At 73.8% G+C, this 23,754-nt stretch carries 23 protein-coding genes and 1 pseudogene; 10 read left to right on the plus strand and 14 right to left on the minus strand.

Features of this window, described 5'->3' with window-relative positions; genetic code table 11:
- Positions 1 to 2: 2 nt before the first annotated feature.
- Positions 3 to 1,172 carry an aminofutalosine synthase MqnE gene (mqnE, locus tag CO540_RS17955; RefSeq protein WP_099162948.1) on the minus strand — a complete coding sequence of 390 codons (1,170 nt, stop codon included), beginning with the start codon at positions 1,170 to 1,172 and terminating at the stop codon, positions 3 to 5.
- A gap of 229 nt (positions 1,173 to 1,401) precedes the next feature.
- Here mqnE and CO540_RS17960 point away from each other — a divergent pair, with 229 nt between their 5' ends.
- From CO540_RS17960 to CO540_RS17975, 4 genes are all read left to right on the plus strand, one after another.
- Positions 1,402 to 3,033 carry a C40 family peptidase gene (locus CO540_RS17960; RefSeq protein ID WP_172967868.1) on the plus strand — a complete coding sequence of 544 codons (1,632 nt, stop codon included), beginning with the start codon at positions 1,402 to 1,404 and terminating at the stop codon, positions 3,031 to 3,033.
- Between the two features lie 202 nt (positions 3,034 to 3,235).
- On the plus strand, positions 3,236 to 4,678 hold the full coding sequence (locus CO540_RS17965) for a hypothetical protein (RefSeq protein ID WP_253866018.1): 1,443 nt from the start codon (positions 3,236 to 3,238) through the stop codon (positions 4,676 to 4,678).
- A gap of 188 nt (positions 4,679 to 4,866) precedes the next feature.
- Complete coding sequence (locus CO540_RS17970; RefSeq protein ID WP_099162950.1) at positions 4,867 to 6,879, plus strand: DEAD/DEAH box helicase; 2,013 nt, start codon at positions 4,867 to 4,869, stop codon at positions 6,877 to 6,879.
- A 99-nt stretch (positions 6,880 to 6,978) separates the two neighbouring features.
- Positions 6,979 to 7,599: a putative glycolipid-binding domain-containing protein gene (locus CO540_RS17975; protein ID WP_099164820.1), complete on the plus strand. Its 621-nt coding sequence runs from the start codon at positions 6,979 to 6,981 to the stop codon at positions 7,597 to 7,599.
- 4 nt (positions 7,600 to 7,603) lie between these two features.
- Here CO540_RS17975 and CO540_RS17980 read toward each other — a convergent pair whose 3' ends face one another.
- From CO540_RS17980 to CO540_RS17990, 3 genes are read right to left on the minus strand one after another with little or no spacing between them, the layout of a single operon-like run.
- Positions 7,604 to 8,695: a PLP-dependent cysteine synthase family protein gene (locus tag CO540_RS17980; RefSeq protein ID WP_098744057.1), complete on the minus strand. Its 1,092-nt coding sequence runs from the start codon at positions 8,693 to 8,695 to the stop codon at positions 7,604 to 7,606.
- A gap of 10 nt (positions 8,696 to 8,705) precedes the next feature.
- Positions 8,706 to 9,548, minus strand: coding sequence for an SDR family oxidoreductase (locus tag CO540_RS17985; RefSeq protein WP_099162951.1), 843 nt, complete (start codon positions 9,546 to 9,548; stop codon positions 8,706 to 8,708).
- A 46-nt stretch (positions 9,549 to 9,594) separates the two neighbouring features.
- The gene (locus CO540_RS17990) at positions 9,595 to 10,053 is read right to left on the minus strand and encodes an Lrp/AsnC family transcriptional regulator (protein ID WP_091565250.1); all 459 of its coding nucleotides are present in this window, start codon (positions 10,051 to 10,053) and stop codon (positions 9,595 to 9,597) included.
- A gap of 268 nt (positions 10,054 to 10,321) precedes the next feature.
- On the opposite strand from CO540_RS17990, the gene CO540_RS17995 reads away from it, so the two are divergent.
- Positions 10,322 to 10,588: a BldC family transcriptional regulator gene (locus tag CO540_RS17995; protein ID WP_091565253.1), complete on the plus strand. Its 267-nt coding sequence runs from the start codon at positions 10,322 to 10,324 to the stop codon at positions 10,586 to 10,588.
- A gap of 63 nt (positions 10,589 to 10,651) precedes the next feature.
- On the opposite strand, the gene CO540_RS18000 is transcribed toward CO540_RS17995, so the two are convergent.
- Positions 10,652 to 11,296: a UbiX family flavin prenyltransferase gene (locus tag CO540_RS18000; RefSeq protein ID WP_099162952.1), complete on the minus strand. Its 645-nt coding sequence runs from the start codon at positions 11,294 to 11,296 to the stop codon at positions 10,652 to 10,654.
- 169 nt (positions 11,297 to 11,465) lie between these two features.
- Between CO540_RS18000 and CO540_RS18005 the strand changes: the two genes are divergently transcribed.
- Positions 11,466 to 12,431 carry a terpene synthase gene (locus tag CO540_RS18005; RefSeq protein WP_099162953.1) on the plus strand — a complete coding sequence of 322 codons (966 nt, stop codon included), beginning with the start codon at positions 11,466 to 11,468 and terminating at the stop codon, positions 12,429 to 12,431.
- A 25-nt stretch (positions 12,432 to 12,456) separates the two neighbouring features.
- Here CO540_RS18005 and mqnP read toward each other — a convergent pair whose 3' ends face one another.
- Together mqnP and CO540_RS18015 are read right to left on the minus strand one after the other, a co-directional pair.
- Positions 12,457 to 13,383: a menaquinone biosynthesis prenyltransferase MqnP gene (mqnP, locus tag CO540_RS18010; protein ID WP_371682307.1), complete on the minus strand. Its 927-nt coding sequence runs from the start codon at positions 13,381 to 13,383 to the stop codon at positions 12,457 to 12,459.
- Entirely contained in the window at positions 13,359 to 14,819 is a 1,461-nt protein-coding gene (locus tag CO540_RS18015; RefSeq protein WP_099162955.1) for a menaquinone biosynthesis decarboxylase, read from the minus strand. Before CO540_RS18015 ends, mqnP begins: the two co-directional genes overlap by 25 nt.
- Positions 14,820 to 14,959: 140 nt before the next feature.
- Between CO540_RS18015 and CO540_RS18020 the strand changes: the two genes are divergently transcribed.
- Positions 14,960 to 15,817, plus strand: coding sequence for an alpha/beta fold hydrolase (locus tag CO540_RS18020; protein ID WP_253866020.1), 858 nt, complete (start codon positions 14,960 to 14,962; stop codon positions 15,815 to 15,817).
- A gap of 41 nt (positions 15,818 to 15,858) precedes the next feature.
- Here the strand turns inward: CO540_RS18020 and CO540_RS18025 are convergent, their stop codons facing one another.
- On the minus strand, positions 15,859 to 16,413 hold the full coding sequence (locus CO540_RS18025; RefSeq protein WP_099162957.1) for a carboxymuconolactone decarboxylase family protein: 555 nt from the start codon (positions 16,411 to 16,413) through the stop codon (positions 15,859 to 15,861).
- Positions 16,414 to 16,476: 63 nt separating this feature from the next.
- On the opposite strand from CO540_RS18025, the gene CO540_RS18030 reads away from it, so the two are divergent.
- Positions 16,477 to 16,947 carry a MarR family winged helix-turn-helix transcriptional regulator gene (locus tag CO540_RS18030; RefSeq protein ID WP_099162958.1) on the plus strand — a complete coding sequence of 157 codons (471 nt, stop codon included), beginning with the start codon at positions 16,477 to 16,479 and terminating at the stop codon, positions 16,945 to 16,947.
- A 16-nt stretch (positions 16,948 to 16,963) separates the two neighbouring features.
- On the plus strand, positions 16,964 to 17,218 hold the full coding sequence (locus tag CO540_RS18035; RefSeq protein ID WP_253866022.1) for a hypothetical protein: 255 nt from the start codon (positions 16,964 to 16,966) through the stop codon (positions 17,216 to 17,218).
- Here CO540_RS18035 and ccsB read toward each other — a convergent pair.
- From ccsB to hemL, 6 genes and pseudogenes are all read right to left on the minus strand, one after another.
- The gene (gene ccsB / locus CO540_RS18040) at positions 17,184 to 18,152 is read right to left on the minus strand and encodes a c-type cytochrome biogenesis protein CcsB (RefSeq protein WP_099162960.1); all 969 of its coding nucleotides are present in this window, start codon (positions 18,150 to 18,152) and stop codon (positions 17,184 to 17,186) included. The two genes, CO540_RS18035 and ccsB, sit on opposite strands and share 35 nt — an antisense overlap.
- Positions 18,152 to 19,771 carry a cytochrome c biogenesis protein ResB gene (locus tag CO540_RS18045; protein WP_099162961.1) on the minus strand — a complete coding sequence of 540 codons (1,620 nt, stop codon included), beginning with the start codon at positions 19,769 to 19,771 and terminating at the stop codon, positions 18,152 to 18,154. The genes ccsB and CO540_RS18045 overlap by 1 nt, the downstream gene beginning before the upstream one ends.
- Positions 19,771 to 20,628 carry a cytochrome c biogenesis CcdA family protein gene (locus tag CO540_RS18050; protein WP_099162962.1) on the minus strand — a complete coding sequence of 286 codons (858 nt, stop codon included), beginning with the start codon at positions 20,626 to 20,628 and terminating at the stop codon, positions 19,771 to 19,773. The genes CO540_RS18045 and CO540_RS18050 overlap by 1 nt, the downstream gene beginning before the upstream one ends.
- The gene (locus tag CO540_RS18055) at positions 20,628 to 21,203 is read right to left on the minus strand and encodes a TlpA disulfide reductase family protein (RefSeq protein ID WP_099162963.1); all 576 of its coding nucleotides are present in this window, start codon (positions 21,201 to 21,203) and stop codon (positions 20,628 to 20,630) included. The genes CO540_RS18050 and CO540_RS18055 overlap by 1 nt, the downstream gene beginning before the upstream one ends.
- On the minus strand, positions 21,203 to 21,850 hold the full coding sequence (locus tag CO540_RS18060; protein WP_091565295.1) for a histidine phosphatase family protein: 648 nt from the start codon (positions 21,848 to 21,850) through the stop codon (positions 21,203 to 21,205). The genes CO540_RS18055 and CO540_RS18060 overlap by 1 nt, the downstream gene beginning before the upstream one ends.
- A 3-nt stretch (positions 21,851 to 21,853) precedes the next feature.
- Positions 21,854 to 23,190 (minus strand): annotated as a pseudogene (gene hemL / locus CO540_RS18065) (glutamate-1-semialdehyde 2,1-aminomutase).
- Between the two features lie 150 nt (positions 23,191 to 23,340).
- On the opposite strand from hemL, the gene CO540_RS18070 reads away from it, so the two are divergent.
- Positions 23,341 to 23,658 carry an STAS domain-containing protein gene (locus CO540_RS18070; protein WP_091565301.1) on the plus strand — a complete coding sequence of 106 codons (318 nt, stop codon included), beginning with the start codon at positions 23,341 to 23,343 and terminating at the stop codon, positions 23,656 to 23,658.
- The last annotated feature ends 96 nt before the right edge of the window (positions 23,659 to 23,754 follow it).

The raw sequence follows: 23,754 nt of genomic DNA on the forward strand, positions 1-23,754 counted from the left end.
GGTCAGGCCCAGACCTGCTGCGGCTCGGAGCGACGCTCGGCCATCGACGGCGCGGCGTCGTACTCGCGGACGGTCTCGTAGCGGGTGTTCCGCTCCACCGGCCGGAAGCCGGCGTCCCAGATCAGGTGGAGCAGGTCGTCCCGGTGCATGGTGTTCGGCGTGCCGTACGAGTCGGCGTCGTGAGTGATCTTGTATTCGACGACCGAGCCGTCCAGGTCGTCCACGCCGAAGTTGAGCGAGAGCTGGGCCACCGAGAGCCCGTGCATGACCCAGAAGCACTTCACGTGCGGGACGTTGTCGAACAGCAGCCGGGAGACCGCGAAGGTCTTGAGCGACTCGGCCGGCGAGGCCATCGTGGTGCTGGCCTGGATCCGGTTGCGGATCTTCCCGTCCGCCGAGTCGACGAAGTCGTGCTGGTAGCGCAGCGGGATGAAGACCTGGAAGCCGCCGGTCTCGTCCTGCAGCTCCCGCAGCCGCAGCACGTGGTCGACCCGGTGCCGGGGCTCCTCGATGTGGCCGTAGAGCATCGTCGACGGGGTCTTCATGCCCTTGGAGTGGGCGAGCCGGTGGATCCGCGACCAGTCCTCCCAGTGGCAGGCGTGGTCGACGATGTGCTGCCGGACCTCCCAGTCGAAGATCTCCGCGCCGCCGCCGGTGAGCGACTCCAGGCCGGCGTCCATCAGCTCGTCGAGGATCGCGTCGGCGGTGAGCCCGCTGATCTTCTCGAACCACTGCACCTCGGTCGCGGTGAACGCCTTGAGGTTGACCTTCGGCAGCGCGGCCTTCAGCTCGCTCAGCACCTTGGGGTAGTAACGCCAGGGCAGCGTCGGGTGCAGGCCGTTGACGATGTGCAGCTCGGTGAGCTGCTCGTCCTCCATCTCCTTGGCCTTGCGCACCGCCTCGTCGATCCGCATCGTGTAGGCGTCCTTCTCGCCCGGCTTACGCTGGAACGAGCAGTATGCGCACGACGCGGAGCAGACGTTGGTCAGGTTGAGGTGGCGGTTGACGTTGAACATCACCCGGTCACCGTTGAGCTCCGTACGCCTGTGGTGGGCGAGCCGGCCCAGCCAGGTCAGGTCGTCGCTCTCGTAGAGGGCGATGCCGTCCTCGCGGGTCAGGCGCTCCCCCGCGTAGACCTTCGCTTCGAGCTCGCGCTTGAGTCCGGCGTCCATCCGAAAGCCACGTCCTTCCACCTGGGGTACCGATCGAGCGTACGTCGCGGGTCGGACGGACCGCCCACGCGGTCGGCGGCAGCGACCCGGTTCACCTCCCGTCACCCTCCGCACATCGACATCGCTGCGTCGGTGAGGTAAGACAGGGTGGGGCGGAACACACACCGGGGCCGTCCTGTCCCAACACGCCCACGACGCGTGGCGCGCACCAGACCGGACGGGGAGCGGAATGGTCGACAGCACCAAGGCCCGACGGCGACGAGGTCGGCAGCCGGTGATCTCACCGGTCCTGCGCCCGGCGCTCTGGTCCGCCCTCCTGGGGGCGGTCGCGGCCGCGGCGCTCGCCACCCCCGCCTGGGCCGACCCGCTCCCCGACACCGTGCCCAGCACCGGCTCCCGGCCTCAGGTCACCGGCACGCTCCAGTTGCCCACCGCGCCCGGCGCGGTTCCGGGCCAGCCCGGCGCCGTTCCCGGCCTGCCCGGCGCCACCGGCCCGGGCCGCACCCCGGGCCTCCCGGGCGCCACGACCGGCGTCACCAATCCCGCCGACGGCCCGCTCGTCGCGCAGATCAACCAGGTTGACGCGCTCGTCGCCCAGCTCGGCGACAACCTCCTGCGGGTCAAGGGTGAGCGCGACGCCGCGCAGACCGAACTGACCGCCGCCGCCGGCCGGCTCAAGGAGGCGCAGGACGCGCTCGTGCGCGCCCGGGACAACGCCAAGAGCGCCGCCGCCGACGCGGTCAAGGCCGACGCGGCGCTGCCGCCCGGCGAGTTCGGCAGCAGCCTGCGTGAGTTCGCCAACCTCCAGCGGATCACCCGGGGCGACCGGGCCGAGGGCGCGGCCACCACGTCGGTGACCGGAGAGCTGCTCCGGGCCACCACCGCCGAGCAGGTCGCCCGCGAGGCGCACGACGCGGTCCAGCGGCGGGTCACCGAGAAGACCGCGGAATACACCAAGGTCGAGACGGACCTGCACAAGCAGGAGGCGGCGCTGCTCAAGCTCCGCCGGGACAACGCCGCCAAGCTGCTGGACATCGAGCGCCGCGAGGACGTGGCCGAGCAGCGGCTCGGCAACTCGTACGTGGTCAACCAGAGCATCGCCGGCATGGTCGCCGACCCGCGGGCGCTCGCCGCCGTGCGCTACGCGCTGGCCCAGCTCGGCGACCCCTACCTCTGGGCGGCCGAGGGACCGGACCGCTTCGACTGCTCCGGCCTGGTGCTCGCCTCCTACCAGTCGGCCGGCTACCGCGGCCTGCCCCGGGTCTCCCGGGACCAATACTTCGCGACCCGCGCCCGCACCGTCGACCCGAACGCCCTCCTCCCCGGTGACCTGCTCTTCTTCGCCTCCAGCGGCAGTTGGACGAGCATCCACCACGTCGCCATGTACGTCGGCAACGGCAAGATGGTCGAGGCGCCGCGCACCGGCGACGTCGTCAAGATCTCGGTGGTCCGCTGGTCCCGGCTCTACGCCGCCACCCGCGTGGTCGGCGCGGTGCCCGCCCCGGCCACGCCCGTGCCGCCGCCGACCGTGCCGACGGCGCCGACCACCCCGGCCAAACCCACCCCGACGCCGAAGCCGACGAAGACGGCGACGCCCAAGCCGACCAGCTCGCCCAAGCCCACCGGCTCGCCCAAGCCCACCGACACGCCGAAGCCGACGCCGACCACCTCCAGCCCGTCGCCCACGCCGTCGACCAGCACCACGCCGCCGGCCAGCCCGTCCGACTCGCCGAGCCCGACGCCGAGCCGCACCGCCGGGGCCGAGCCGACCGGCAGCGCGGCGGAACCGAGCACGAGCAGCGTCGCGCCGTCGCGCACCGTGTCCGGCAGCGGATCCGCCAGCCCGAGCAGCGCCGACTGACCCAACCGTCCACTCCGGCTGTGCTCCCGGGCCGGAATGTGGCACGGTGAGATCCGGGCAGTTCCGGCCGACGCCATGGTCGGGGCCGAGCGCGGGTGCGGAGGGCGAGATGGGCGATAACGAGGTTCCGGCGGAGACGGTCCACCCGGGATCCACGCCCGACCCCGCCGTTGACCAGGCAGAACGGGCACAGCCGGGCCAGGTGGCCGTCGCCCGGGCCCGGGTGAGCGTCGCCGGCTCGGCCGTGCCGCCGCCGGACGAGGAGCTGCCCGCGCCGCCGGCCACCGCCACCACCTACCGGGCCGGCGCCCCGGCGGACGCGCCGCCGCCCCTGGACCGGCGCCGCCCCGGTGCGACGGTTCCGCCGTCCAGCTGGTCCGCCTTCGCGGCGGCCGACCGCCCGGCCACGCCCACCGAGTCGGCCGACCAGCCGCCCGCCGACCCGGCCGGCACACCCGACGACCCGCCCGCCGCCGTCCCGCCACCGCGGGCCTCCGCCTCGGCCCGGGTGCCCGCGCCGCGGACGGAGACCCCGACCGGCGGCCCGGGCGCGGGGGACGGCCCGGCGGGTGCCGGGGGTGCCGCCGACCGGCCGGCCGAACCGGCCACCTCCGCCGACGCCGAGGTGCCGCCCGGACGCGACCCGTCGCCCGAGCCGGCCGACCCCACCGCCACGGCCCCGCCGCCCGCCGGCCCCACGGCCCCGTCGCCTGCCGGCCCCACCGCCCCGCCGGCGACCGGCGTCGCGCACGCCCGGGCCAGCGTCTCGGTGCCCGGCCTGAGTCCCGTCTCGGCCGACGAGGCCGCGGCCTCGGTGGCGGCCGCTCCCGCCGCCGCGCGGATCTACCGGGCGGGACCGGTCAACCCGGAACCGCCGGAGCCCGCACAGCCGCCGGAGCCGGCGGAGCCCCCGACACCGCACGGCCCGGAGCCCGAGCCGGCGCCGACCCCGGTACCGGGTCCGCCGCCTCCCTCGCCCGCGCCGCCCGGGCCCGAGCCGGAGCCGCCGCTGCGTCCGGAGCCGCCGCTGCCCGCACCCCCGGCGCCCACGCCCGCGCCGCCGGTGCCGCCGGTGCCCGCGCCGCCCGTTCCGGGGCCGAACCCGCCCGGACCGGTCCCGCCGCTCCCCGGGCCGCCGACGCCGCCGCCGGGGCCGGCCGTACCTCCGCCCCCGCCGCCGCCCGGCCCGATGCCCGCGCCGCCGTTCCCGCCGCCGCCCGCCATGGCCGGCGCGCAGCCGGCCTGGGCCGTCGCGCCCGTGTCGGCGCCGCCACCACCCGCCGCGTCGCCGGTGGTGCCGGCGCCGGCGCTGCCGACCTGGCCGCCGCCGGCCGCCCACCAGGCCGCACCGACCCGTCCGGTGCGCCAGCAGTCGGGTGTTCAGGACCTGGCCTCGACCGTGTACGGCGGCACCGAGGGCCCCGGCTTCGCCACCGTCTCGCTGCCGCAGGGCGGTCCCACGGAGACCTCCGGTTCGCTGACCGGGCACATCCTGGCCCAGGGCTGGGCCGAGGACTCCCCGACCACCCGGGCCAGCAACACCAAGGTCATCATCGTGCTGGCCGTCGCGTTGACCATGCTGATCGCGATCAGCCTGCTCGTGGTCTTCCTGGCCAACGACGCATTGAGCGGGCTGACCGGCTGACCCCGGGGGTGAGTCCGCCCACTACCACCTCGCGTCGAGGTGGCCGGTTCGGCGGAGCGCCGTACACTTGTCGGGATCACTGACCCGGCGCGACCGACTGCGCGCCCATGGGCGATCTTGCGGGCGATTCGACGGCATGACTGCCGCGGCGGCCATCGCGAAGATGCGCCCCGCTCGAAAGGCATTTCTTGACCACCTTCGCTGCCCCCGGCACGTCCCCGTCCACCGACCCGATCCTCGAGGTCACCGACTTCGCCTCCCTCGGCCTGCCCCGGCCGGTGGTCGAGGCGCTCGCCCGCCAGGGCATCACCACCCCGTTCGAGATCCAGCGGGCCACGCTGCCGGACGCGCTCGCCGGCCGCGACGTGCTCGGTCGGGGCCAGACCGGCTCGGGCAAGACGCTCGCCTTCGGCCTGCCGGTGATCGCGCGGCTCGCCGACCGCAACCGGGCCCGGCCGCTGCACCCCCGCGCGCTGGTCCTGGTGCCCACCCGTGAGCTGGCCATGCAGGTCAACGACGCGCTGATGCCGCTCGGCAAGGCGGTCGGCATCTTCCTCAAGACCGCGGTCGGCGGCGTGCCCTACGACCGGCAGATCGATGCGCTGCGCCGCGGCGTGGAGATCGTGGTGGCCACTCCGGGCCGGCTCGGCGACCTGATCCAGCGCGGCGTCTGCCGGCTCGACGACGTCGAGATCACGGTGCTGGACGAGGCCGACCAGATGGCCGACATGGGCTTCCTGCCCGAGGTCACCGAACTGCTGGCGAAGACGCCGGCGGACGCCCAGCGGCTGCTCTTCTCGGCCACTCTGGACAACGACGTCGACACGCTGGTCAAGCGGTTCATGACCGACCCGGTCACCCACTCGACCGCCCCGGCGACCGCCGCCGTGTCCACCATGGACCACCACCTGCTGCTGATCCCGCCGCACGACAAGTTCGCGGTCACCGCGGCCATCGCCGCCCGCGAGGGACGCACCATGTTCTTCGCCCGCACCCAGCTGGGCGTCGACCGGCTGGTCGAGCAGCTCGCCGCGGTGGGTGTGCGGGCCGGTGGGCTGCACGGCGGCAAGACCCAGCGGATGCGCACCAAGACGCTCGCCGAGTTCCGCGAGGGCCGGACGAACGTGCTGGTCGCCACCGACGTGGCGGCCCGCGGCATCCACGTCGACGGCGTCACGCTGGTGCTGCACGTGGACCCGCCGAAGGACCCGAAGGACTACCTGCACCGGGCCGGCCGCACCGCCCGGGCGGGTGAGTCGGGCGCGGTGGCGACGCTGGTGCTGCCGAAGCAGCGCCGGACCACGCTGGCCATGCTGGAGAAGGCGGGCGTCGAGCCGGCCCAGACCCGGGTCCGCGCGGGCGACGCGGCGCTGGCCGAGCTGACCGGCGCCCGCGAGCCCAGCGGCGTGCCGGTCCGGGAGGAGCCGGAGCCGCGGCGGGGCGGCCCGCGCCGCTTCGGCGACCGGGACGGACGCGGCTTCGACCGGGGCGACCGCGACGGGCGCGGCTTCGGCCGCAGCGATCGCGACGGACGCGGCTTCGACCGCGGTGCCGGCGACCGGGACGGGCGGGGCGAGCGACGCTACGGCGACCGGCCCACGGGCGAGCGACGCTACGGCGACCGGCCGACCGGTGAGCGGCGCTACGACGACCGCTCCACCGGCGAGCGCGGCTTCGGCGGTGACCGCCGCTTCGACCGGACCGAGGGTCGGGACGACCGGCGCTTCGGCGACCGGCCCGCCCGCGACGACCGCCGCTTCGGCGATCGGCGGCCCGACGACCGGTTCGGCGCCCGGCAGTCCGACGACCGGCGCTTCGGCGACCGGGCGGAGCGCGGCCGGGCCGGCGGCGACCGTCCGTTCGGCGGCGACCGGAACCGTCCGGCGGGCGGGCCCGGTTACGACCGGGACGCCCGCACCGACCGGCGGCGTGACGACCGGCCGAGCGGTGGGCACGGCTTCGGCGACCGCCGCCACGAGGACCGCCCGCAGGGCGAGCGGCGCTTCGGCGACCGGGACGGCCAGGGCGAGCGGCGCTTCGGCGACCGGGACGGCCAGGGCGAACGGCGCTACGGCGACCGGGGCGACTTCCGGTCGGCGGAGCGTCGGGGCGGATTCCGGCCGGAGGGGCGGGGTCGGGACGACCGGCCGCGCGACGACCGGCGCGGATTCGGCGGGCGCCCGCCGGCCCGCACCCACTGACGACCGACACCACCGCGAACGCCGCCGTCGAGCACCCGCTCGGCGGCGGCGTTGGCGCATCCGCTGCCGGTGCCGGCCGGCTCGCGTAACGTCCGGAGCATGCCGAAGTCGCTCTTCTGGGTCCGGACCGACACCGCCGGCTCCGAGCACGTCGTGCTCGACGAGCGTCAGGGGTTGACCGCGCACGGTGTGGCGCTGGCCGTGGACCCGATCCCCTACACCTGCCGCTACCGCCTGACGCTCGCGCCGGACTGGTCGACCAGCCGGCTGGAGGTCGACGCCGACGGCGCCGGCTGGTCGCGGAGCGTGCGCCTGGAGCGGGCCGGCGACGGGTGGCGCGTGCGCACCGGTGAGGAGGGTGACCTGGACGCGGCGCTGCGCGCGGCCGGGCATCCCACGGCGGGCCTGCCCGGCACGGACGACCCGGGCCGGTTGGCCGAGGCGCTCGACGTCGACCTGGGCGGCTCCCCGCTGACCAACACGCTGCCGATCCGCCGGATCGGGCTGGGCCGGCTCCCCGCCGACCTGGCCACCGGCGTGAAGGTGGCGTGGGTGCTGCTGCCCTCCCTGGCCGTGATCCCCGCCGAGCAGGTCTACACCTCGCTCGGTCCGGGCCGGGTCCGGTACGCCGGCGACGGCTTCACCGCCGAGCTGGAGGTCGACCCGGAGGGCTTCGTGGTGCGCTATCCCGGGCTCGCCGAGCGGGCCGACCCGCGCTGAGCGGTCAGGCCGGCCACACGCCGTCGGCCAGGAACCGGTCGATGGTGGCCAGGTGCGGGGCGAGGTCGAGCCCCTGCGCGGCCACCCACCGGTCGGAATAGTAGGTGTCGACGTAGCGGTCGCCCGGGTCGCAGATCAGCGTGACCACCGAGCCGGTGCGGCCGGCGGCGCGCATCTCCGCGATCAGCCCGAAGGCGCCCCAGAGGTTGGTGCCGGTGGAGCCGCCCACCCGGCGGCCGAGCACCGTCGAGCCGGCCCGCATCGCGGCCAGCGACGCGGCGTCCGGCACCTGGACCATCCGGTCGACCACACTGGGCAGGAAGGACGGCTCGACGCCGGGCCGCCCGATGCCCTCGATCCGGGAGCCGCGGTCGGTGCGTACCGACCAGTCGCGGGCCTGCCAGGCGGGATAGAACGCGGAGTTCTCCGGGTCCACCACACAGAGCTTGGTGGGCAGCCGGCGGTAGCGGACGTACCGGCCGATGGTCGCGCTGGTGCCGCCGGTGCCGGCTCCCACCACGACCCAGGCCGGCACCGGGTGCCGTTCCAGCGCGAGCTGGGCGTAGATCGACTCGGCGATGTTGTTGTTCCCCCGCCAGTCGGTGGCCCGCTCGGCGTAGGTGAACTGGTCCATGTAGTGGCCGCCGGCGTCCTCGGCCAGCCAACGCGCCTCGATCACCACCTTGCCCGGGTCCTCGACCAGGTGGCAGCGCCCGCCCTGGAACTCGATCTGGGCGATCTTCTCGGGCGAGGTGGAGGCGGGCATGACCGCGATGAACGGCAGGCCGAGCATCCGCGCGAAGTAGGCCTCGGAGACCGCCGTCGAACCGGACGACGCCTCGACGACGGTGGTGTCCGGGCCGATCCAGCCGTTGCACAGCCCGTAGAGGAACAGCGAGCGGGCCAGCCGGTGCTTGAGCGATCCGGTGGGGTGCACCGACTCGTCCTTGAGGTAGAGGTCGATCCCCCACTCGCGCGGCAGCGGGAAGGGCAACAGGTGGGTGTCGGCGGACCGGTTGGCGTCCGCCTCGACCGCGGCGATCGCCTCGGTCACCCAGCGCCGGCTGGCCTCGTCGCACCGGTCGAGATGAGTCACGCCGGCAACGTTACAAGCGAGGTGGGCTCGGATCGGCCGGGACCCGGCGGGCCTGCCGCCGCTGGCCGGCCCGACCCGCCGCCCGCACCACCGGGGTGAGGGCCAGGGCCAACCGGGGGAAGGTGTCGAGGAGACGGACCTGCGCGCCGCGCCAGCGCGGCAGGCTGACCACCGGGCGGGGCCGGCGGGCCAGCCGTACGGCCCGGGCGGCCACCCGTTCCGGTGTGAGCAGCGCGCCGGTGAAGGACGCGAGCGCGCCCGGGTCGTCCAGCTTGTCGTGCAGCATCGGCGTCCAGATCCCGTCCGGGCACAGGCAGGACACGTGTACGCCCCGGACGCCCGCCATCCGCAGGTCGGCCAGGGTGCCGAGGCTGAACGCCAGCAGCGCGTGCTTGCTGGCCGCGTAGACCGTCTCCCCGGGCGCGGCGATCAGCCCGGCCAGCGAGACGATGTTGAGCACGTGCCCGTGGCCCTGCCGCCGCATGACCGCCAGCGCCGCCTGGGTGCCGTTCATCGCGCCGAGCGTGTTCACCTCGACCACCCGTCGGCGGGTCGGCGCGTCGTGCGCCCAGGACGGGCCGGTGACCAGGATGCCGGCGTTGTTCACCCACAGAGCGAGGCCACCCGGCGCGTCCGCCGCCTCGGCGGCGACCGCCGCGCAGGCGGCCTCGTCGCGTACGTCGAGGGGGTGGGACCAGCCGCCCAGCGGCTCGGCGGCGGCGGCCACGGCCGTGGCGTCCACGTCGGTGAGCAGCACCCGCCAGCCGTCGGCGTGCAGCGCGGCGGCGGTCGCCCGACCCAGCCCGCCGGCCGCCCCGGTCACCACGGCGGCGCCCCGCCCCGAGGTCGTCATCGGCGCACCGTAGCCGTCCGCACCGCCTCCGGGCCAGGGGTGGCGGTCAGGCGGGCGGCGGTTCGAGTGGTTGCGGGCGGTTCTCCCACTTCGTCGACAGCGCGATGCCGGTGCGGGTGGAGGCGACGCCCGGGGTCCGGTTGAGCCGGACGATCAGCTGCTCCAACTCGGCGATGGTGCCCACCCGGGCCTTGAGCAGGAAGGACTCGACGCCGGCCATGAAGTAGCAGGACTCGATCTCGGGGATCTGCCGGAACGCGTCGAGCACGTCGTCGGTGTCCGCGTCGGAGTCCTCGATGATGCCGATCAGCGCGGTCACGCCGAGCCCGATCGCCTCCGGCTCGACCTCGGCCCGGTAGGCCCGGATCACCCCGCTGGACTCCAGCTTGCCGACCCGCTCGTGCACGGCCGGGGCGGAGAGGCCGACCTGCCGGGCCAGCTCGGCGTACGACAGGCGGGCGTTGCCCCGCAGCAGCTCCACGAGGCTCAGGTCGATCGTGTCCACGGAGAGTGACCCTATCCGTTTGGGCGTCACCGGACGCGGTCGGCACCCGTTGAACATGACGTCGCGTCGCCATTCACAAACGTGCGGTCACGGGGGTTCTACGCCGGTACCATTTACTAACTTCTCAGTGTGTGCGTTTTTCGCGTTTGGCGGACACGCCCGGTCGCTGGTGCTGTAATTGCCATACGTCCCTCATGACGGCTCTGGGCTCGCACCGGCCGGGGGCAGTGTGTTCAGCCGGGGGCTTCGTCGACGCGAGGAGGGGGCTGTGGACACTGGAGATCGCCTGCTGACACCGGGTGAGGTCGCTGCGCTGTTTCGGGTTGACCCGAAGACCGTGACCAGATGGGCAGCGGCCGGCCGGATAGGCAGCATCCGGACTCCAGGCGGGCATCGCCGGTTTCGGGAATCCGAGGTGCGAGCCCTGCTGGAAGGGGAGGGCATGCTGGACGAGGCGGACGACATGGGCAAGGCCCGCAACATGGGTCCGACCGCCTCCACCGGCCCCGGCCCGGCGAACGCCGGCATGTACTGAACGAGCGGGGCGCGGTGCGGCCGGTGGGCCGGGCCGCGCCCCGTCCGGTGTCCGCGGGGTCGGTCAGGCCGGGTCGGCGTCCCGCCGGGCCGCGGCCAGTTCACCGGACCAGCGCCGGAACAGTGTGTGCGGGACGCCGAGCGCGTCGAGCACCTTGCCGGCCACGAAGTCGACCAGCTGCGCGGCGGAGGCCGCCGCCCCGGCGCCGTAGAAGCCCGGGCTGGCCGGCAGCACCACGGCGCCGGCGTCGTGCAGCGCGATCAGGTGCTCCAGGTGGCTGCGGGTCACCGGGGTCTCCCGGGGCACGACCACGACCGGCCGGCGTTCCTTCAGGTTCACCTCGGCGGCGCGCTGGAGCAGGTCCTTGGAGAGCCCGATCGCGATGCCGGCGCAGGCCGCGGTGCTGGCCGGCACGACCGCCATCCCGCGTACCGGGTAGGAGCCGCTGCTCGGGCCGGCCGCCAGGTCACCGGCGGGCCAGTGCCGCAGGTCCGAGCCGGTGAGGTCGCGGTCGAGCCAGGCCGCCAGGTCCTCGGCCCAGTGCGCGTCCCGGAACGGCCGGCCGGTCTCGTCCAGGACGGTCAGCCGGGCGGCCCGCGACACGATCAGGTCCACCGCCTGGCCGGCGTCGAGCAGGCCCCGCACGACCGCCGCCGCGTACGGTGTGCCGGAGGCGCCGGAGACGCCCACCACCCATGGTTCGCGCATGCCGTCAAGCCTGCCTGGTCGCCGGGGACCGCCGGAAGGCGGCCCCGGAACGGCGGCCCGGACCGTCCCGCTTTCGGCGTGCCCGGCCCGGATGTCCACCGGGTCGGCGGACCTTTCCACGGCATGGGATTCTCTGATCGGCGATCCACATCCATGGAAGGGCCCGGTGATGACGGCGGCGGTGCTGCGGGCGCTGCGCTCCGACTGCCCCATCGCGCCCGGGATCTCGCCGCACGCCGACGTCGTGCAGGGCTGGCTGGTCGGTCAACTCGACCGGCTCGGCCTGCCGCTGGACCCGGCCACCCGGCAGCGGCTGGTCCGCGCCGGCTTCGCCCGCTACGCCGGCCGGCTCTACCCGGACGCCACGGAGCCCGACCTGCGGGTGCTGACCGCGCTGTTCACCTGGTTCTTCCTCGTCGACGACGCCTGCGACGGACCGGACCGGCTGACGCCGGAGCAGATCCGGGCGCTGCGTGACGGCACGCTGGCGCTGCTGCGCGAGGGTCCCCGGGCCCGTCATCCCGGCTTCTCCGGCCCGCTGCGCCGGCTGCTGGTCCAGGCCTGGCGCGAGCCGCGTCGCCGGATGCCGGCGCGCTGGCGGCTGCGGTTCGCCGACGCCGTGGCCGACCACCTCGACGGCGTCGCCCGGGAGTCGGCGGCCACCACCGCGGGCCGGCCGCCGGGCGTCGCCGAGTACGTGCGGCTGCGCCGGGCCACCTCGGCGGCGTTCGTGTCGTACCCGCTGATCGAGTTCGCCGCCCGGCGACCGCTGCCCGACGCGGTCTACCACCACCCGGCGCTGCGCCGCCTCGCCGAACTGGCCAACGACCTGTTGTCGTGGTTCAACGACATCGCCTCGCTGGAACGCGACCGCGCCACCGGCGGCGGGCACAACCTGGTGCTCGCGGTGGCCGTCGAGCGGGGCGTGCCGCTGCCGGTGGCGGTCGACCTGGTGGCGGGTCACTGGCGTGCCGAGATGAGCCGGTTCAGCGCGCTGCGCGCGGCGGTCCCGTCGTTCGGCCCGGCGCTGGACGAGGCGGTCACCGCCCATCTCGACGGGGTGGCCGCCGCCGTGCGCGGCACCATCGACTGGACGCTGGAGAGCGCCCGCTACCCGGCCGCCGTGGCGACCTGAGCCACCCGTCGATCGGCCGGCCGGGTCACGGACGCAGGCCGAGCCGCACCACGAGGTCGAGCAGGGCGAGGACGAACAGCGCGATGCCGACGAAGCCGTTGGCGGTGAAGAACGCCCGGTTGACCTTGCTCAGGTCGGTGGGGCTGACCACCAGGTGCTGGTAGGCGAAGGCGACCGCGGTGAGCGCCAGTCCGATCCACCAGAGCCAGCCGAAGCCGACCAGCGCGCCGAACCAGATGAACAACGCGAACGTCACCACGTGCGCGACGGTGGAGGCGTGCAGCGCGAACCGCCGGCCGTACCGGGCGGGGACGCTGTGCACGCCGATCTGCCGGTCGATCTCGGAGTCCTGGCAGGCGTAGATCAGGTCGAAGCCGCCGATCCACAGGCCGACCGCGGCGCCGAGCAGCCACGCCGGCCCGGAGCCGGCGAGCGTGCCGGTGACCGCCAGCCAGGCGCCGACCGGGCCGACCGCCTGGGCCACCGCGAGGATGGCATGCGGCCAGTTGGTGAAGCGCTTGCCGTACGGGTAGACCACCAGCGGCACCACGGCCAGCGGGGCGAGTGCCAGGCACAGCGGGTTGAGCAGGGCGGCGGCGGCCAGGAAGACCACCAGCGCGACGGCCGCGCCGGTCCAGGCCGTCCGCACGCTCACCGCCCCGGTGACCAGTTCCCGGTTCGCCGTACGCGGGTTGCGCGCGTCGATCCGCCGGTCGAGGATCCGGTTCGCGGCCATGGCGAACGTCCGCGCGCCCACCATCGCCACGGTGATCAGCAGCAGGTCTCCCCAGCGCACCCGCCCGCCGTCGAGCCGCATCGCGGTGAGCGCCGACAGGTACGCGAACGGCAGCGCGAACACCGAGTGCTCGATGGCGACGAGTTTGAGGAAGGACGAGATCCGGCCGGGCCGCTCCTGCACTGCCGCCGTCATCGGATCCCGTACTCCTTCCAGCGCTTGTCGACCAGCGAGACCACCTCGGGTGACATCCGCATCTCCTCCGGCCAGCCTCGGGAGTAGCCCTCCTCGGGCAGCTTGCGGGTCGCGTCGACGCCCGCCTTGCCGCCCCAGAACTGCTGGTAGGACGCGTGGTCCAGGTGGTCCACCGGCCCTTCGGTGACCATCAGGTCGCGGGCGTAGTCGACGTTGCCGAAGGCGCGGAAGGCGACCTCCTGGTAGTCGTGCACGTCGCAGTCCTCGTCGACGACCACGATCAGCTTGGTCAGCGACATCATGTGCGCGCCCCAGATCGCGTTCATCACCTTCTGCGCGTGCTTCGGGTAGCGCTTGCGGATCGACACGATCGCGCAGTTGTGGAAGACCCCGGCGGCCGGCAGGTCGTAGTCGACGATGTCCGGGATCAGGAAGCGCAGCAGCGGCGCGAAGATCCGCTCGGTGGCCTTGCCGAGGCCGTGGTCCTCCTGCGGCGGCTGGGACGTGACGATCGAGTGGTAGACCGGGTCGCGCTGGGTGGTCATGCACTCGATGTGCAGCACCGGGAACGGCTCCACCGGCGTGTAGAAGCCGGTGTGGTCGCCGAACGGCCCCTCGGGCAGTCGCTCGCCCGGCTCCAGGTAGCCCTCCAGCACGATCTGCGAGTGCGCCGGCACCTGGAGCGGCACGGTGAGGCAGTCGACCATCTCGACCCGCTCACCGCGCAGGAAGCCGGCGAACAGGTATTCGTCGATGTCGGCGGGGAGCGGCGCGCTGGCCGAATAGGCGACGGCCGGGTCGGCGCCGATGGCGATGGCCACCGGCAGCCGCTGCCCGAGCCGTTCGGCGACCGCGTGGTGCGCGGTGGAGTTCTTGTGGATCTGCCAGTGCACGCCGAGCGTGTTGCGCGAGTGCTGCTGGAGCCGGTAGAGCCCGAGGTTGCGCTTGCCGGTCTCCGGGTGCTTGGTGTGGGTCAGCCCGAAGTTGTGGAAGATGCCGCCGTCGCCCGGCCAGACCTGGAGCCCGGGCAGGCGGTTCAGGTCGACGTCGTCGCCCCGGTAGACCACCTGCTGGCAGGGGGCGGTCTTCACCTTCTTCGGCGGCATGGACTTGAGCTGCATGACCTTGCCGAGCCCGCCCATCATGCCGGCGAAGCCCTGCGGCAGCTCCGGCTTGAGCATCTCGCCGATCCGCTCGCCGATCTCGTCGAGCCGCTCGACGCCGAGCGCCATGGCCATCCGCTTCTCGGTGCCGAACAGGTTGATCGCCACCGGCATCTCGCCCCGGGTGGGCCGCTCGAACAGCAGCGCCGGCCCGCCGTCGCGGACGGTCCGGGTGACCACCTCGCTGATCTCCAGCGTGGGGTCGACCGGGACGCTCACCCGCCGCAGTTCCCCGGCGCGCTCCAGCGCCGCGACGAAGTCCTTGAGATCGGTGTACGGGAAGCCACGCGCCATACCTCCATCCTCCCCCACCTCCCTGAGGTGCAAGGAAGGGCCCCTTCTTAACGCCTGCGGTAGAGGCGGGGCCCCCTCTTAACACCCCGACCGCATGGACGGGGGTCAGCCGGGTAGTCCGCGGCATGGGCGGGGAACGGGTGCCAGCGGGCCTCACCGAGCAGCAGGTACGGGTCGGCGAGGTGACCTGGAACTATGTCCGGGGCGGTCGGGGGCCCACGCTGGTGCTGCTGCACGGCTATCCGCAGTGCTGGCGCATGTGGCGGCACCTGCTGCCGGAGCTGGCGCAGTCGTACGAGGTGATCGCCCCCGACCTGCGCGGCTTCGGAGACAGCGACGCTCCGCCCGGCGGGTACGACAAGAAGACCGTCGCCGCCGACCTGCACGGGCTGCTCACCGGGCTCGACCTGGCCGGGGACATCCGGCTGGTCGGCCACGACCTGGGCACCATGGTCGCGTACGCCTACGCCGCCGCCCACCCCGACTCCGTCGCCCGGCTGGTGCTCAGTGAGGCGCCGATCCCCGATGAGAGCATCTACACGATCCCCGCGCTGACCGCCGCCGGCCCGGCGGTGTGGAACTTCGGTTTCTTCACCGTCCTTAACGGCCTGCCCGAGCAGCTCGTCGCCGGCCGGGAGGCGCTCTGGGTCGACCGCTTCACCGACTCCATCATGGTCAACAAGGGCAGCCTGGGCCCGGACGACGTCGAGGAGTACGCGGGCCACCTGCGCGACGAGGCGCACCTGCGGGCCAGCTTCGCCTACTTCCGCGCCTTCGGGCAGGACGTCGCGGACAACACGGCGTACCGGGCCACGAAGCTGCCGATGCCGGTGCTCGCCGTCGGCGCCCAGGCCAGCCTCGGCGGGCAGGTGGCCGAGCAGGTGCGCCGCTATGCCGACACGGTCACCGGCGAGGTGGTCGAGGAGTGCGGCCACTGGCTCTTCGAGGAGCAACCGGCGAAGCTCGCCGCCCTGCTGCTGCCCTTCCTGCGGGGCTGACGAGCGCCCGGGCAGGTCAGTGCCGGGGCAGCGGTCCCGGCTCAGGCGGCCGGCGTCCAGGCGTACTCCTGAAGGGGTTCGTCGAGTGGCGCGGCGGTGAGCCGGTTCGCGAACGTGGAGATGGTGTACGTGCCGACGCCGAGCACCACGTCGAGCGCGTGCCGGGGCTGCCAGCCGGCGGCGAGGAGTGCGTCCAGCTCGGCGTCTGCGACCGCGCCCCGGTGGTCGAGCACGGCGACGGTGAAGCGGCGCAGCGCCTCCAGCCGGGGCTCGGGCAACGTCGTGCCGTCGCGCAGCGCCTCGACCAGCTCGGGCGCGGCGTCGTGCCGGGTGAGCGTCGCGGTGTGCATGGCCACGCAGAGGTGGCATCCGTTGCGGGTGGCCACGGTCAGCACGACCACCTCCCGGGCGACCGGGTCGAGGTCGGTGGCCTCGAAGGCCGCGTTGGCGGCGAGGAAGCCCTTGAGCAGCTCGGGCGATCCGGCCATCAGGCCGACGGCGGCGGGCAGGTGGCCCAGGGCGCGGCGGACGCCGGCCATCACCGGACGGGCGGCGTCGGGCGCGGTGTCGAGTTCGTACGCGGTGAAGTGGGACATCGGAGGGCCCCTCTCGTAAGATAGTCAACGTGGTTGACGAAATAGTAAACGAGGTTGTCGAACATGACAACGCCTGACCGGCCCGGCTTCGCGCTGCCACTGCTCCTGCTCGCCGGCTTCCGCACGCTCGTCGACGACCTGCACGCCGAGCTGGCCCGCCAGGGGCACCCCGACCTGCGCCCGGCGCACGGCTTCGTGCTCCAGGCCGTCGGCCCGGCCGGCACCACCGCCTCCGACCTCGGGCAACGCCTCGGCGTCTCGAAGCAGGCCGCCGGGAAGACGGTGGACCGGCTGGTCGCGCTCGGCTACCTGGAACGGGTCGACGACGCGGCGGACGCGCGCCGCAAACTGGTCCGGGTGACGGCGAAGGGCCGCGACGGGCTGCACCGCTCCGCGGCCGTCTTCGACCAGTTGCGCGGGCGGTGGGCCGCCACGCTCGGCGCCGACCGGGTCACGGCCATCGAGGACGACCTGCGCCGGATGGTCCCGGCCGACGTGTTCCGCCTCGACGTCCCCGGCTGGTTCGGCGGGTGAGGAAATCCTCCGCCCCTTGACCGCCGGTCCGGAGCGGGCGCCGAATGGACGGATGGACGACGCGTACGTGGTGGGAGATCCGGACGGCCTGACCCCGCTCCAGGCCGACATCCGCGACGCGGTGGCCCGCGAGCTGCACGCCCAGTTCGCGCTGCGGGCCGACCGCCTCGACCTGGCCGACCTGCCCGAGGTGGCCTACCAGGTCACCCGCCGGGTGGACGAGGTGCTGAGCGGGATCAGTTCACGCCGGCGTACGAGTGCAGGCCGGTGAAGAAGAAGTTGACCCCGAACAGGTTCATCAGCACGGTCAGGAAGCCCACGATCGCGATCCAGGTGGCCACGTTGCGCCGCACGCTCGGCGTCGCCCGGGCGTGCAGGTAACCCGCGTAGACCACCCAGGAGATGAACGCCCAGGTCTCCTTCGGGTCCCAACCCCAGGCCCGGCCCCAGGCCGCCTCGGCCCAGATCGCCCCGGCGATCACCGCGAAGGTGAAGATCGGGAAGGCAAAGGCGTGCAGGGTGAAGGTCAGCCGCTCCAGGCCGGCCGCCGCCGGCAGCCGGCGGGCCAGGGTGTACGGGAAGCTGCGCCGCCCCTGCTCCCAGCCGGACCGCATCAGGTACGCGGCGGCGGGCACCACGCCCAGCAGGAAGATGCCCGAGGCGAAGATGATCGTCGAGACGTGGATGATGAACCAGTACGACTGCAGCGCCGGCATCAGCGGCTGCACCTGCACATAGAGCTTCAGCTCGGCGAACGCCAGCAGCAGCACCATCACCAGCGTCAGGAACAGCCCGAGCCGGCGCAACGACGGCTGCTTCCAGAGCACCACGAGCCAGGCGGCCACCCCGATCCAGGTGACCGTCAGCACGAACTCGTACATGTTGCCCCAGGGCATCCGCTCGGCGGCGAGGCCCCGGGTGACCACCGCGCCCAGGTGCAGCGCGGCGGCGAGCGTGGTGAGCCAGGCGGCGATCCGCCCGGCCAGGGCGGCCCGCGCGGCCGAGCGGTCGGGGCGCTGCGGCGCGACCGGCTCGTCCACCGTCCCACCGGCGCCGCCGACGCCCGCGCCGACCAGCTCCCGGGCCGGGGAGGCCGCGACCACCTTGCGGGCGTTGCCCACCGCGAACTCGACGGCGTGGCTGATCATCGCGACCAGGTACGCCAGGATCGCGAACGTGACCAGCTGGTCGGAGAGTGCGGACATCACTCGTCTCCTTCTCGCGCCCGCCGGTCGTCCGACCCGCCGCCGCTGACCGCGGCGACGAGCTGCGCGAACTCGTCGGCGAACCCTGGGTGCTCGGTGCGCGGCAGCCCACCGGCCTCCACCAAACTACTACCGCTCGTCGGAGATCCACCCTCGGGGGGCGAAACCCGGAACCAGACCCGGCGGCGGCGGGCGAACAGCGAGCCCATCAGGCCGAGCAGCAGCGTGCCGCTGGCCACCAGCAGCAGCGTCTGCCCGGGCGCGTGCCGGACGGCGAGCGTGACGTACGGCTCGGTGCCGACGAACTCCAGCGTGCTGCCGTCGTCCAGGGTCCACGTCTCGCCCGGCCGGAGCAGCTTGGTGCCGATCTGCTTGAGCTTGCCGTTGGCGACCTGCCGCTGGTCGAGCTGGTAGACCGAGCCCGGGATGCCGGCGTCCAGCCCGAGGTTGCCCCGGTAGGCGGTCAGGTTCACCACCGGGTCCCGCTCGGCCGGGAACCGCGACGCGACGAACGGCGCGCTCTCCGGCGCGGTGGGCAGGTAGAGGCCGTCGAAGGCGACCTGCTGGTCCGGGGCCCGGGTGCCGGTCTTCGGATCGATGTTCGCGTCCGGGAAGATCGCCACCCCCTCCTCGGTCGCGTTCGGGTCGCCGGTGCGCAGGAACGGCTCGTCGCTGGTCTGGCTCTTGCCGTACCGGTCGGTGTACTTCAACACCGGCGCATAGCCGTTGCCGAGCAGGTAGACGTTGGCCGAGCCGAGCCGCAGCGGCGAGTTGACCGAGAAACCGGCGCTGCGGACGTCCCGGCCCGGCTCGTCCACCGACACCGTGGCCCAGAAGCGGGACGCCTGCCCGGAGTCGAGGTAGTCGGCCTCGAACTTCTCCAGCGTGAGGCAGAACGGCGGCAGGTCGGCGCTGTCCACGCGGGGGCCGAGCGACGCCTCGGCGTACTGCTGGCGGGTGTTGCAGAACGCGTTGTCCGCGCCGGCGACCAGGATCCGGTTGCCGTGCCAGCCGTACCAGGATCCGAGCGCCACCCCGAGCAGGACGGCGACCAGCGACACGTGGAAGAGCAGGTTGCCGGTCTCCTTGAGGTAGCCCTTCTCGGCGGAGACCTCGTTGCCCCGGACGGTGACCCGCCACCGGCGGCGGCGCAGCACCGCCGCGATCGCCTCGGGATCGGCGGCGGCCGGGGCCTCCAGCACCGCGTGCTGGGGCAGCCGGTCGAACCGCTTCGGGGCGGCCGGCGGGCGCATCCGCAGCGCGCGCACGTGGTCGCGGGCCCGGGGCAGGATGCAGCCGATCAGGGAGGTGAACAGCAGCAGGTAGATCGCGGAGAACCAGACCGAGCCGAAGACCTCGAACATGCCGATCTGGTCCAGCCGGGGCGCCAGGTCGGGGTGGTCGGCGAACCACTCGTTGACCTTCTCCGGGTTGACCCCGCGCTGCGGCAGCACCGAGCCGGGAATCGCGGCGACCGCGAGCAGGAACAGCAGGATCAGGGCGGTACGCATGCTGGTGAGCTGCCGCCACGAGTTGCGCAGCAGGGCCAGCACCGGGTTGACCCGTCGTCGGGGCGCCTCGGCCGGCGGGGTGGCCGGCCGGTCGTCCACGGTCGTCATCAGATGCTCACCTCGCCCACCCCGACGTGCGTCTGCAACCAGATCACCACGTTCTGCCAGCCGCCCGTGACCAGCGCCAGGCCGATCACGATCAGCAGCGCGCCACCGATCCGGGTGACCCAGCGGCTGTTGCGCCGGACGGCGCGGAACACCCCGAGCAGGCGCTGGAAGCCCAGCCCGAAGGCGACGAACGGTACCCCCAGCCCGAGGCAGTACGCCACGGCGAGCACCACGGCCCGGTCGGTGCCGCCCTCGGTGACCGCCATGCCGAGCACCGCGCCGAGCGTCGGGCCGGTGCACGGCAGCCAGCTGAGCGCGAAGACCGCGCCGAGGACCGGCGCGCCGAGCAGACCGGCGGCGGGCAGCCAGCGGATCCGGAACTCGCGCTGCATGCCGGGGACCAGGCCGAGATAGCCGAGCCCGAGCACCACCACCAGCGCGCCGATGACGATCTCCAGCGTGCGCTCGTACCGGAAGAAGAGCCGGCCGACGCCGGAGAAGAGGATCGCGGTGGAGACGAACACAGCGGTGAAGCCGGCGATGAAGAGCAGCGTGCCGGCGAGCACCCGCCCCTTGACGGCGGCGGTGGTCCGCTCCGGCGCCCGTTCCACGACGCCCACCCCGGTGCCGGCGCCGGTGTTGAGCGGGGCCCCTTCCTCTACCGGAGGCGTTGAGCGGGGGCCCTTCCTTGCACCCTCCAGGTCGGAGCCGGCCAGGCCGGTCACGTAGGAAAGGTAGCCGGGCATCAGCGGGAGCACGCACGGGGAGAGGAAGCTCACCAGGCCGGCGAGGACCGCCGCACCCACCGCGAGCAGCAACGGCCCGGACGACGCGAGCTCAGCGAACGTCTCGCCCATCAGCGGGAGCCGTTCGGCGCCGGCCGCTCGGCGGCGACCTTCTCCACGATCGGCCGCAGCTCGTCCCGGGTCACGGCGCGCCGGATCACCACGGCGATCCGGCCGTCGCGGTCGAGCACCACCGTCGCCGGCGTGGTGTTCGGCGGGATGTCGAAGTTGAGCGCCTGGCGGCTGGGCGGGTCGAAGACGCTGGGGTAGGTGACCCGCCCCTCCTCGAACGCGATCGCCTTGTCCTTGCTGTCCTGCACGTTGATGCCGAGGAACGTCACGCCGGCGGCCCTGGTGGCCTGGTAGGTGGCCTCCAGGTCGTCCGCCTCGGCCCGGCAGGGCGCGCACCAGGAGCCCCAGAAGTTGACCACCACGACCTGGCCCCGGTCCTGGGAGATGTCGTAGCTGCCGCCGGTGAGCAGTTCACCGCTGACCTTCGGGGTCTTCGACCGCTGGTCGGGGGCGCAGGTGACGACGGAGCCGTCGGCGGTGCACCGGCTCTCCTGCGTGCCGGAGGAGCAGCCGACCAGCGCCGTACCGGCGGTGACGGCGGCGAGCAGGGCGGCGGCGAGCCTCCGGGTGAGCATCAGGCCCCCTTGGCCGTCCGGGCGGTCGGCGAGATCGCGATCAGGTGGGCGGCCGGCTCGGAGTAGCCGATGCCGACGATCTTCGCCCCGTCGAAGTGGAACGAGGTGAGGCTGGCCAGACCGCACTGCCGGCGGCGGGGGTCGTGCCAGAGCCGCTTGCGCTCGACGTGCCGGCGCAGCGTCCAGATCGGCAGCTGGTGCGAGACGAGCACCGCCTCGCGCCCCTCGGCGGCCACCCGGGCGGCGTGCAGCGCGGCGAACATCCGCTCGGCGATCACCTGGTAGGCCTCACCCCAGGACGGGGTGACCGGGTCCCGCAGCACCCACCAGTTGCGCGGGTCGCGGAAGGAACCGTCGCCGGGCGAGACCTTCTTGCCCTCGAACCAGTTCGCGCTCTCGATCAGCCGCTCGTCGACGCCGACGGAGAGGCCGAACTGGGCGGCGATCGGCTCGGCGGTCTGCTGGGCGCGTTCCAGCGGGCTGGCCACCACGTGCACCACGGTGCGCTCGGCCAGCGCCTGCGCGGCGGCCTTGGCCATCTGCACGCCCAGCTCGGAGAGGCGGAACCCGGGCAGCCGGCCGTAGAGGATGCCGTCCGGGTTGTGCACCTCGCCGTGCCGCAGCACGTGTACCACCGTCTCCGCCATTGGTTACCCCCCGTGTCCGGCCGCTGCCGCCGCCCGCGCCGCCCCCGGCAGGGCGGCCGCGATCTGCTCCCACGCGGCGTCGTCGATGGCCGCCGAGACGAACCACGACTCGAACGCGCTCGGCGGCAGGTAGACGCCGGCGGCGAGCATCGCGTGGAAGAACGCCTTGAACGCCGGCACCTGCTGGGTGCGGGCGCTGTCGTAGTCGCGCACGTCGGCGTCGGTGAAGAAGATCGAGAACATGTTGCCGGCGGTGGAGAGGCGGTGCGGCACACCGGCCTCCGACAGCGCCTCGGTGGCGAGCTTGCCCAGCGCCGCGGACGTCTCGTCGAGCCGGCGGTAGAGCGCGTCGTCGGCCAGCCGCAGCGTGGCCAGCCCGGCCGCGCAGGCGAGCGGGTTCCCGGAGAGCGTGCCGGCCTGGTAGACCGGGCCGGCCGGGGCCAGCCTCGCCATGATCTCCGCGCGCCCGCCGAACGCCGCGGCGGGCAGGCCACCACCCATGACCTTCCCGTACGTCCACAGGTCGGCGTCGGAGGCGTCGAGGCCGTGCCACCCGGCGCGGGAGACCCGGAACCCGGTCATCACCTCGTCGACGATGAGCAGCGCGCCGTTCGCGTGGGCGATCCGGGCCAGCTCGGCGTTGAAGCCGTCGCGCGGGGCGATCACACCCATGTTGCCGGCGGCGGCCTCGGTGATGACCGCGGCGATGTGCGGGCCTTCGGCGGCGAACGCCTCCTCGACCGCGCGCAGGTCGTTGTACGGCAGCACGATCGTGTCGCCGGCGGCGGCGCCGGTGACGCCGGGCGAGTCGGGCAGCCCGAACGTGGCCACGCCGGAGCCGGCGGCGGCGAGCAGCGCGTCGGAGTGGCCGTGGTAGCAGCCGGCGAACTTGATGATCTTGGCGCGGCCGGTGAAGCCCCGGGCCAGCCGGATCGCCGACATGGTCGCCTCGGTGCCGGAGTTGACCAGGCGCACCTGCTCGACCGGCGTGCGCGCGATGATCTCCTCGGCCAGGTCGACCTCGCCCGGGGTGGGCGTGCCGAAGCTGGTGCCCAGCGCGGCGGCCTCGCGCAGCGCCTCCACCACGGCCGGGTGGGCGTGGCCGAGGATCAACGGACCCCAGGAGCAGACCAGGTCGACGTAACGGCGACCGTCGGCGTCGAAGAGCCAGGGACCCTCCCCCGGACCATGAAGCGCGGCGTGCCGCCGACGGCTCGGAACGCGCGCACGGGGGAGTTCACCCCGCCGGGCACGACGGCCTTGGCGCGGTCGAACAGGGCCTCGGAGGCCGGGGCGTCGGCCGGGTAACGGCCGGATCCGGCGGAAAAGGTCTCGGTCACGATGTGGCCATTGTGTCAGCGCCCGGCCGGTGGCCGGCAGCCACCCCGCAACGGGGGTTACCCGGCTCACGCCTGGTCGGGCCGGCGTGGAGGACCGACCGGCGGACCGCTCGACAGGCCCGGTCGTCGAGATCGCGATAGGCTGACCGGGTGGATCGTGCCGAACTGTCCATCACCGTACACCGGACGGGTGACGAAGCCGTGCTTCGCCTGGCCGGTGAGATCGACATGCTCACGGCCGCCCAGCTCTCGACGGTGGTCAACGAGGTGCTGGCGGATCCGCCCCCGCGCATCGTGCTCGACCTCGGCGGCGTCACCTTCTGCGACTCCCAGGGCCTCGGCACGCTCGTGGTGCTCAGCCGCAAGGCCAGCCACACGCAGTGCCTGCTGATCCTCACCAACGTCGGCGACTTCCTGCTGCGCGTCCTGGACATCACCGGCCTCCGCAGCGCCCTGATGATCCGCTGATCCCCCAGCCCCCGCCGATCCCCCAACCCTCGCCGATCTTGCACTTCGCGCCCCCAGCATGGGGCGTTCACCCCTTTTGTCGGGGCGGCAAGTGCA

Source organism: Micromonospora sp. WMMA2032, from assembly GCF_002688545.1.
In the GTDB taxonomy this organism is placed as follows: domain Bacteria; phylum Actinomycetota; class Actinomycetes; order Mycobacteriales; family Micromonosporaceae; genus Micromonospora; species Micromonospora sediminicola.

Bases quoted from the DNA above. Each gene is read 5' to 3' on its own strand.
- mqnE (WP_099162948.1), bottom strand. From the start codon at position 1,172: ATGGACGCCGGACTCAAGCGCGAGCTCGAAGCGAAGGTCTACGCGGGG.
- CO540_RS17975 (WP_099164820.1), top strand. From the start codon at position 6,979: ATGCCGAAGTCGCTCTTCTGGGTCCGGACCGACACCGCCGGCTCCGAG.
- CO540_RS18045 (WP_099162961.1), bottom strand. From the start codon at position 19,771: ATGACGACCGTGGACGACCGGCCGGCCACCCCGCCGGCCGAGGCGCCC.
- CO540_RS18005 (WP_099162953.1), top strand. From the start codon at position 11,466: ATGACGGCGGCGGTGCTGCGGGCGCTGCGCTCCGACTGCCCCATCGCG.
- CO540_RS18055 (WP_099162963.1), bottom strand. From the start codon at position 21,203: ATGCTCACCCGGAGGCTCGCCGCCGCCCTGCTCGCCGCCGTCACCGCC.
- CO540_RS17960 (WP_172967868.1), top strand. From the start codon at position 1,402: ATGGTCGACAGCACCAAGGCCCGACGGCGACGAGGTCGGCAGCCGGTG.
- CO540_RS18015 (WP_099162955.1), bottom strand. From the start codon at position 14,819: ATGGCGCGTGGCTTCCCGTACACCGATCTCAAGGACTTCGTCGCGGCG.
- CO540_RS18050 (WP_099162962.1), bottom strand. From the start codon at position 20,628: ATGGGCGAGACGTTCGCTGAGCTCGCGTCGTCCGGGCCGTTGCTGCTC.
- ccsB (WP_099162960.1), bottom strand. From the start codon at position 18,152: ATGTCCGCACTCTCCGACCAGCTGGTCACGTTCGCGATCCTGGCGTAC.
- CO540_RS18000 (WP_099162952.1), bottom strand. From the start codon at position 11,296: ATGCGCGAACCATGGGTGGTGGGCGTCTCCGGCGCCTCCGGCACACCG.
- CO540_RS18030 (WP_099162958.1), top strand. From the start codon at position 16,477: ATGACAACGCCTGACCGGCCCGGCTTCGCGCTGCCACTGCTCCTGCTC.
- CO540_RS18025 (WP_099162957.1), bottom strand. From the start codon at position 16,413: ATGTCCCACTTCACCGCGTACGAACTCGACACCGCGCCCGACGCCGCC.
- CO540_RS18060 (WP_091565295.1), bottom strand. From the start codon at position 21,850: ATGGCGGAGACGGTGGTACACGTGCTGCGGCACGGCGAGGTGCACAAC.
- CO540_RS17985 (WP_099162951.1), bottom strand. From the start codon at position 9,548: ATGACGACCTCGGGGCGGGGCGCCGCCGTGGTGACCGGGGCGGCCGGC.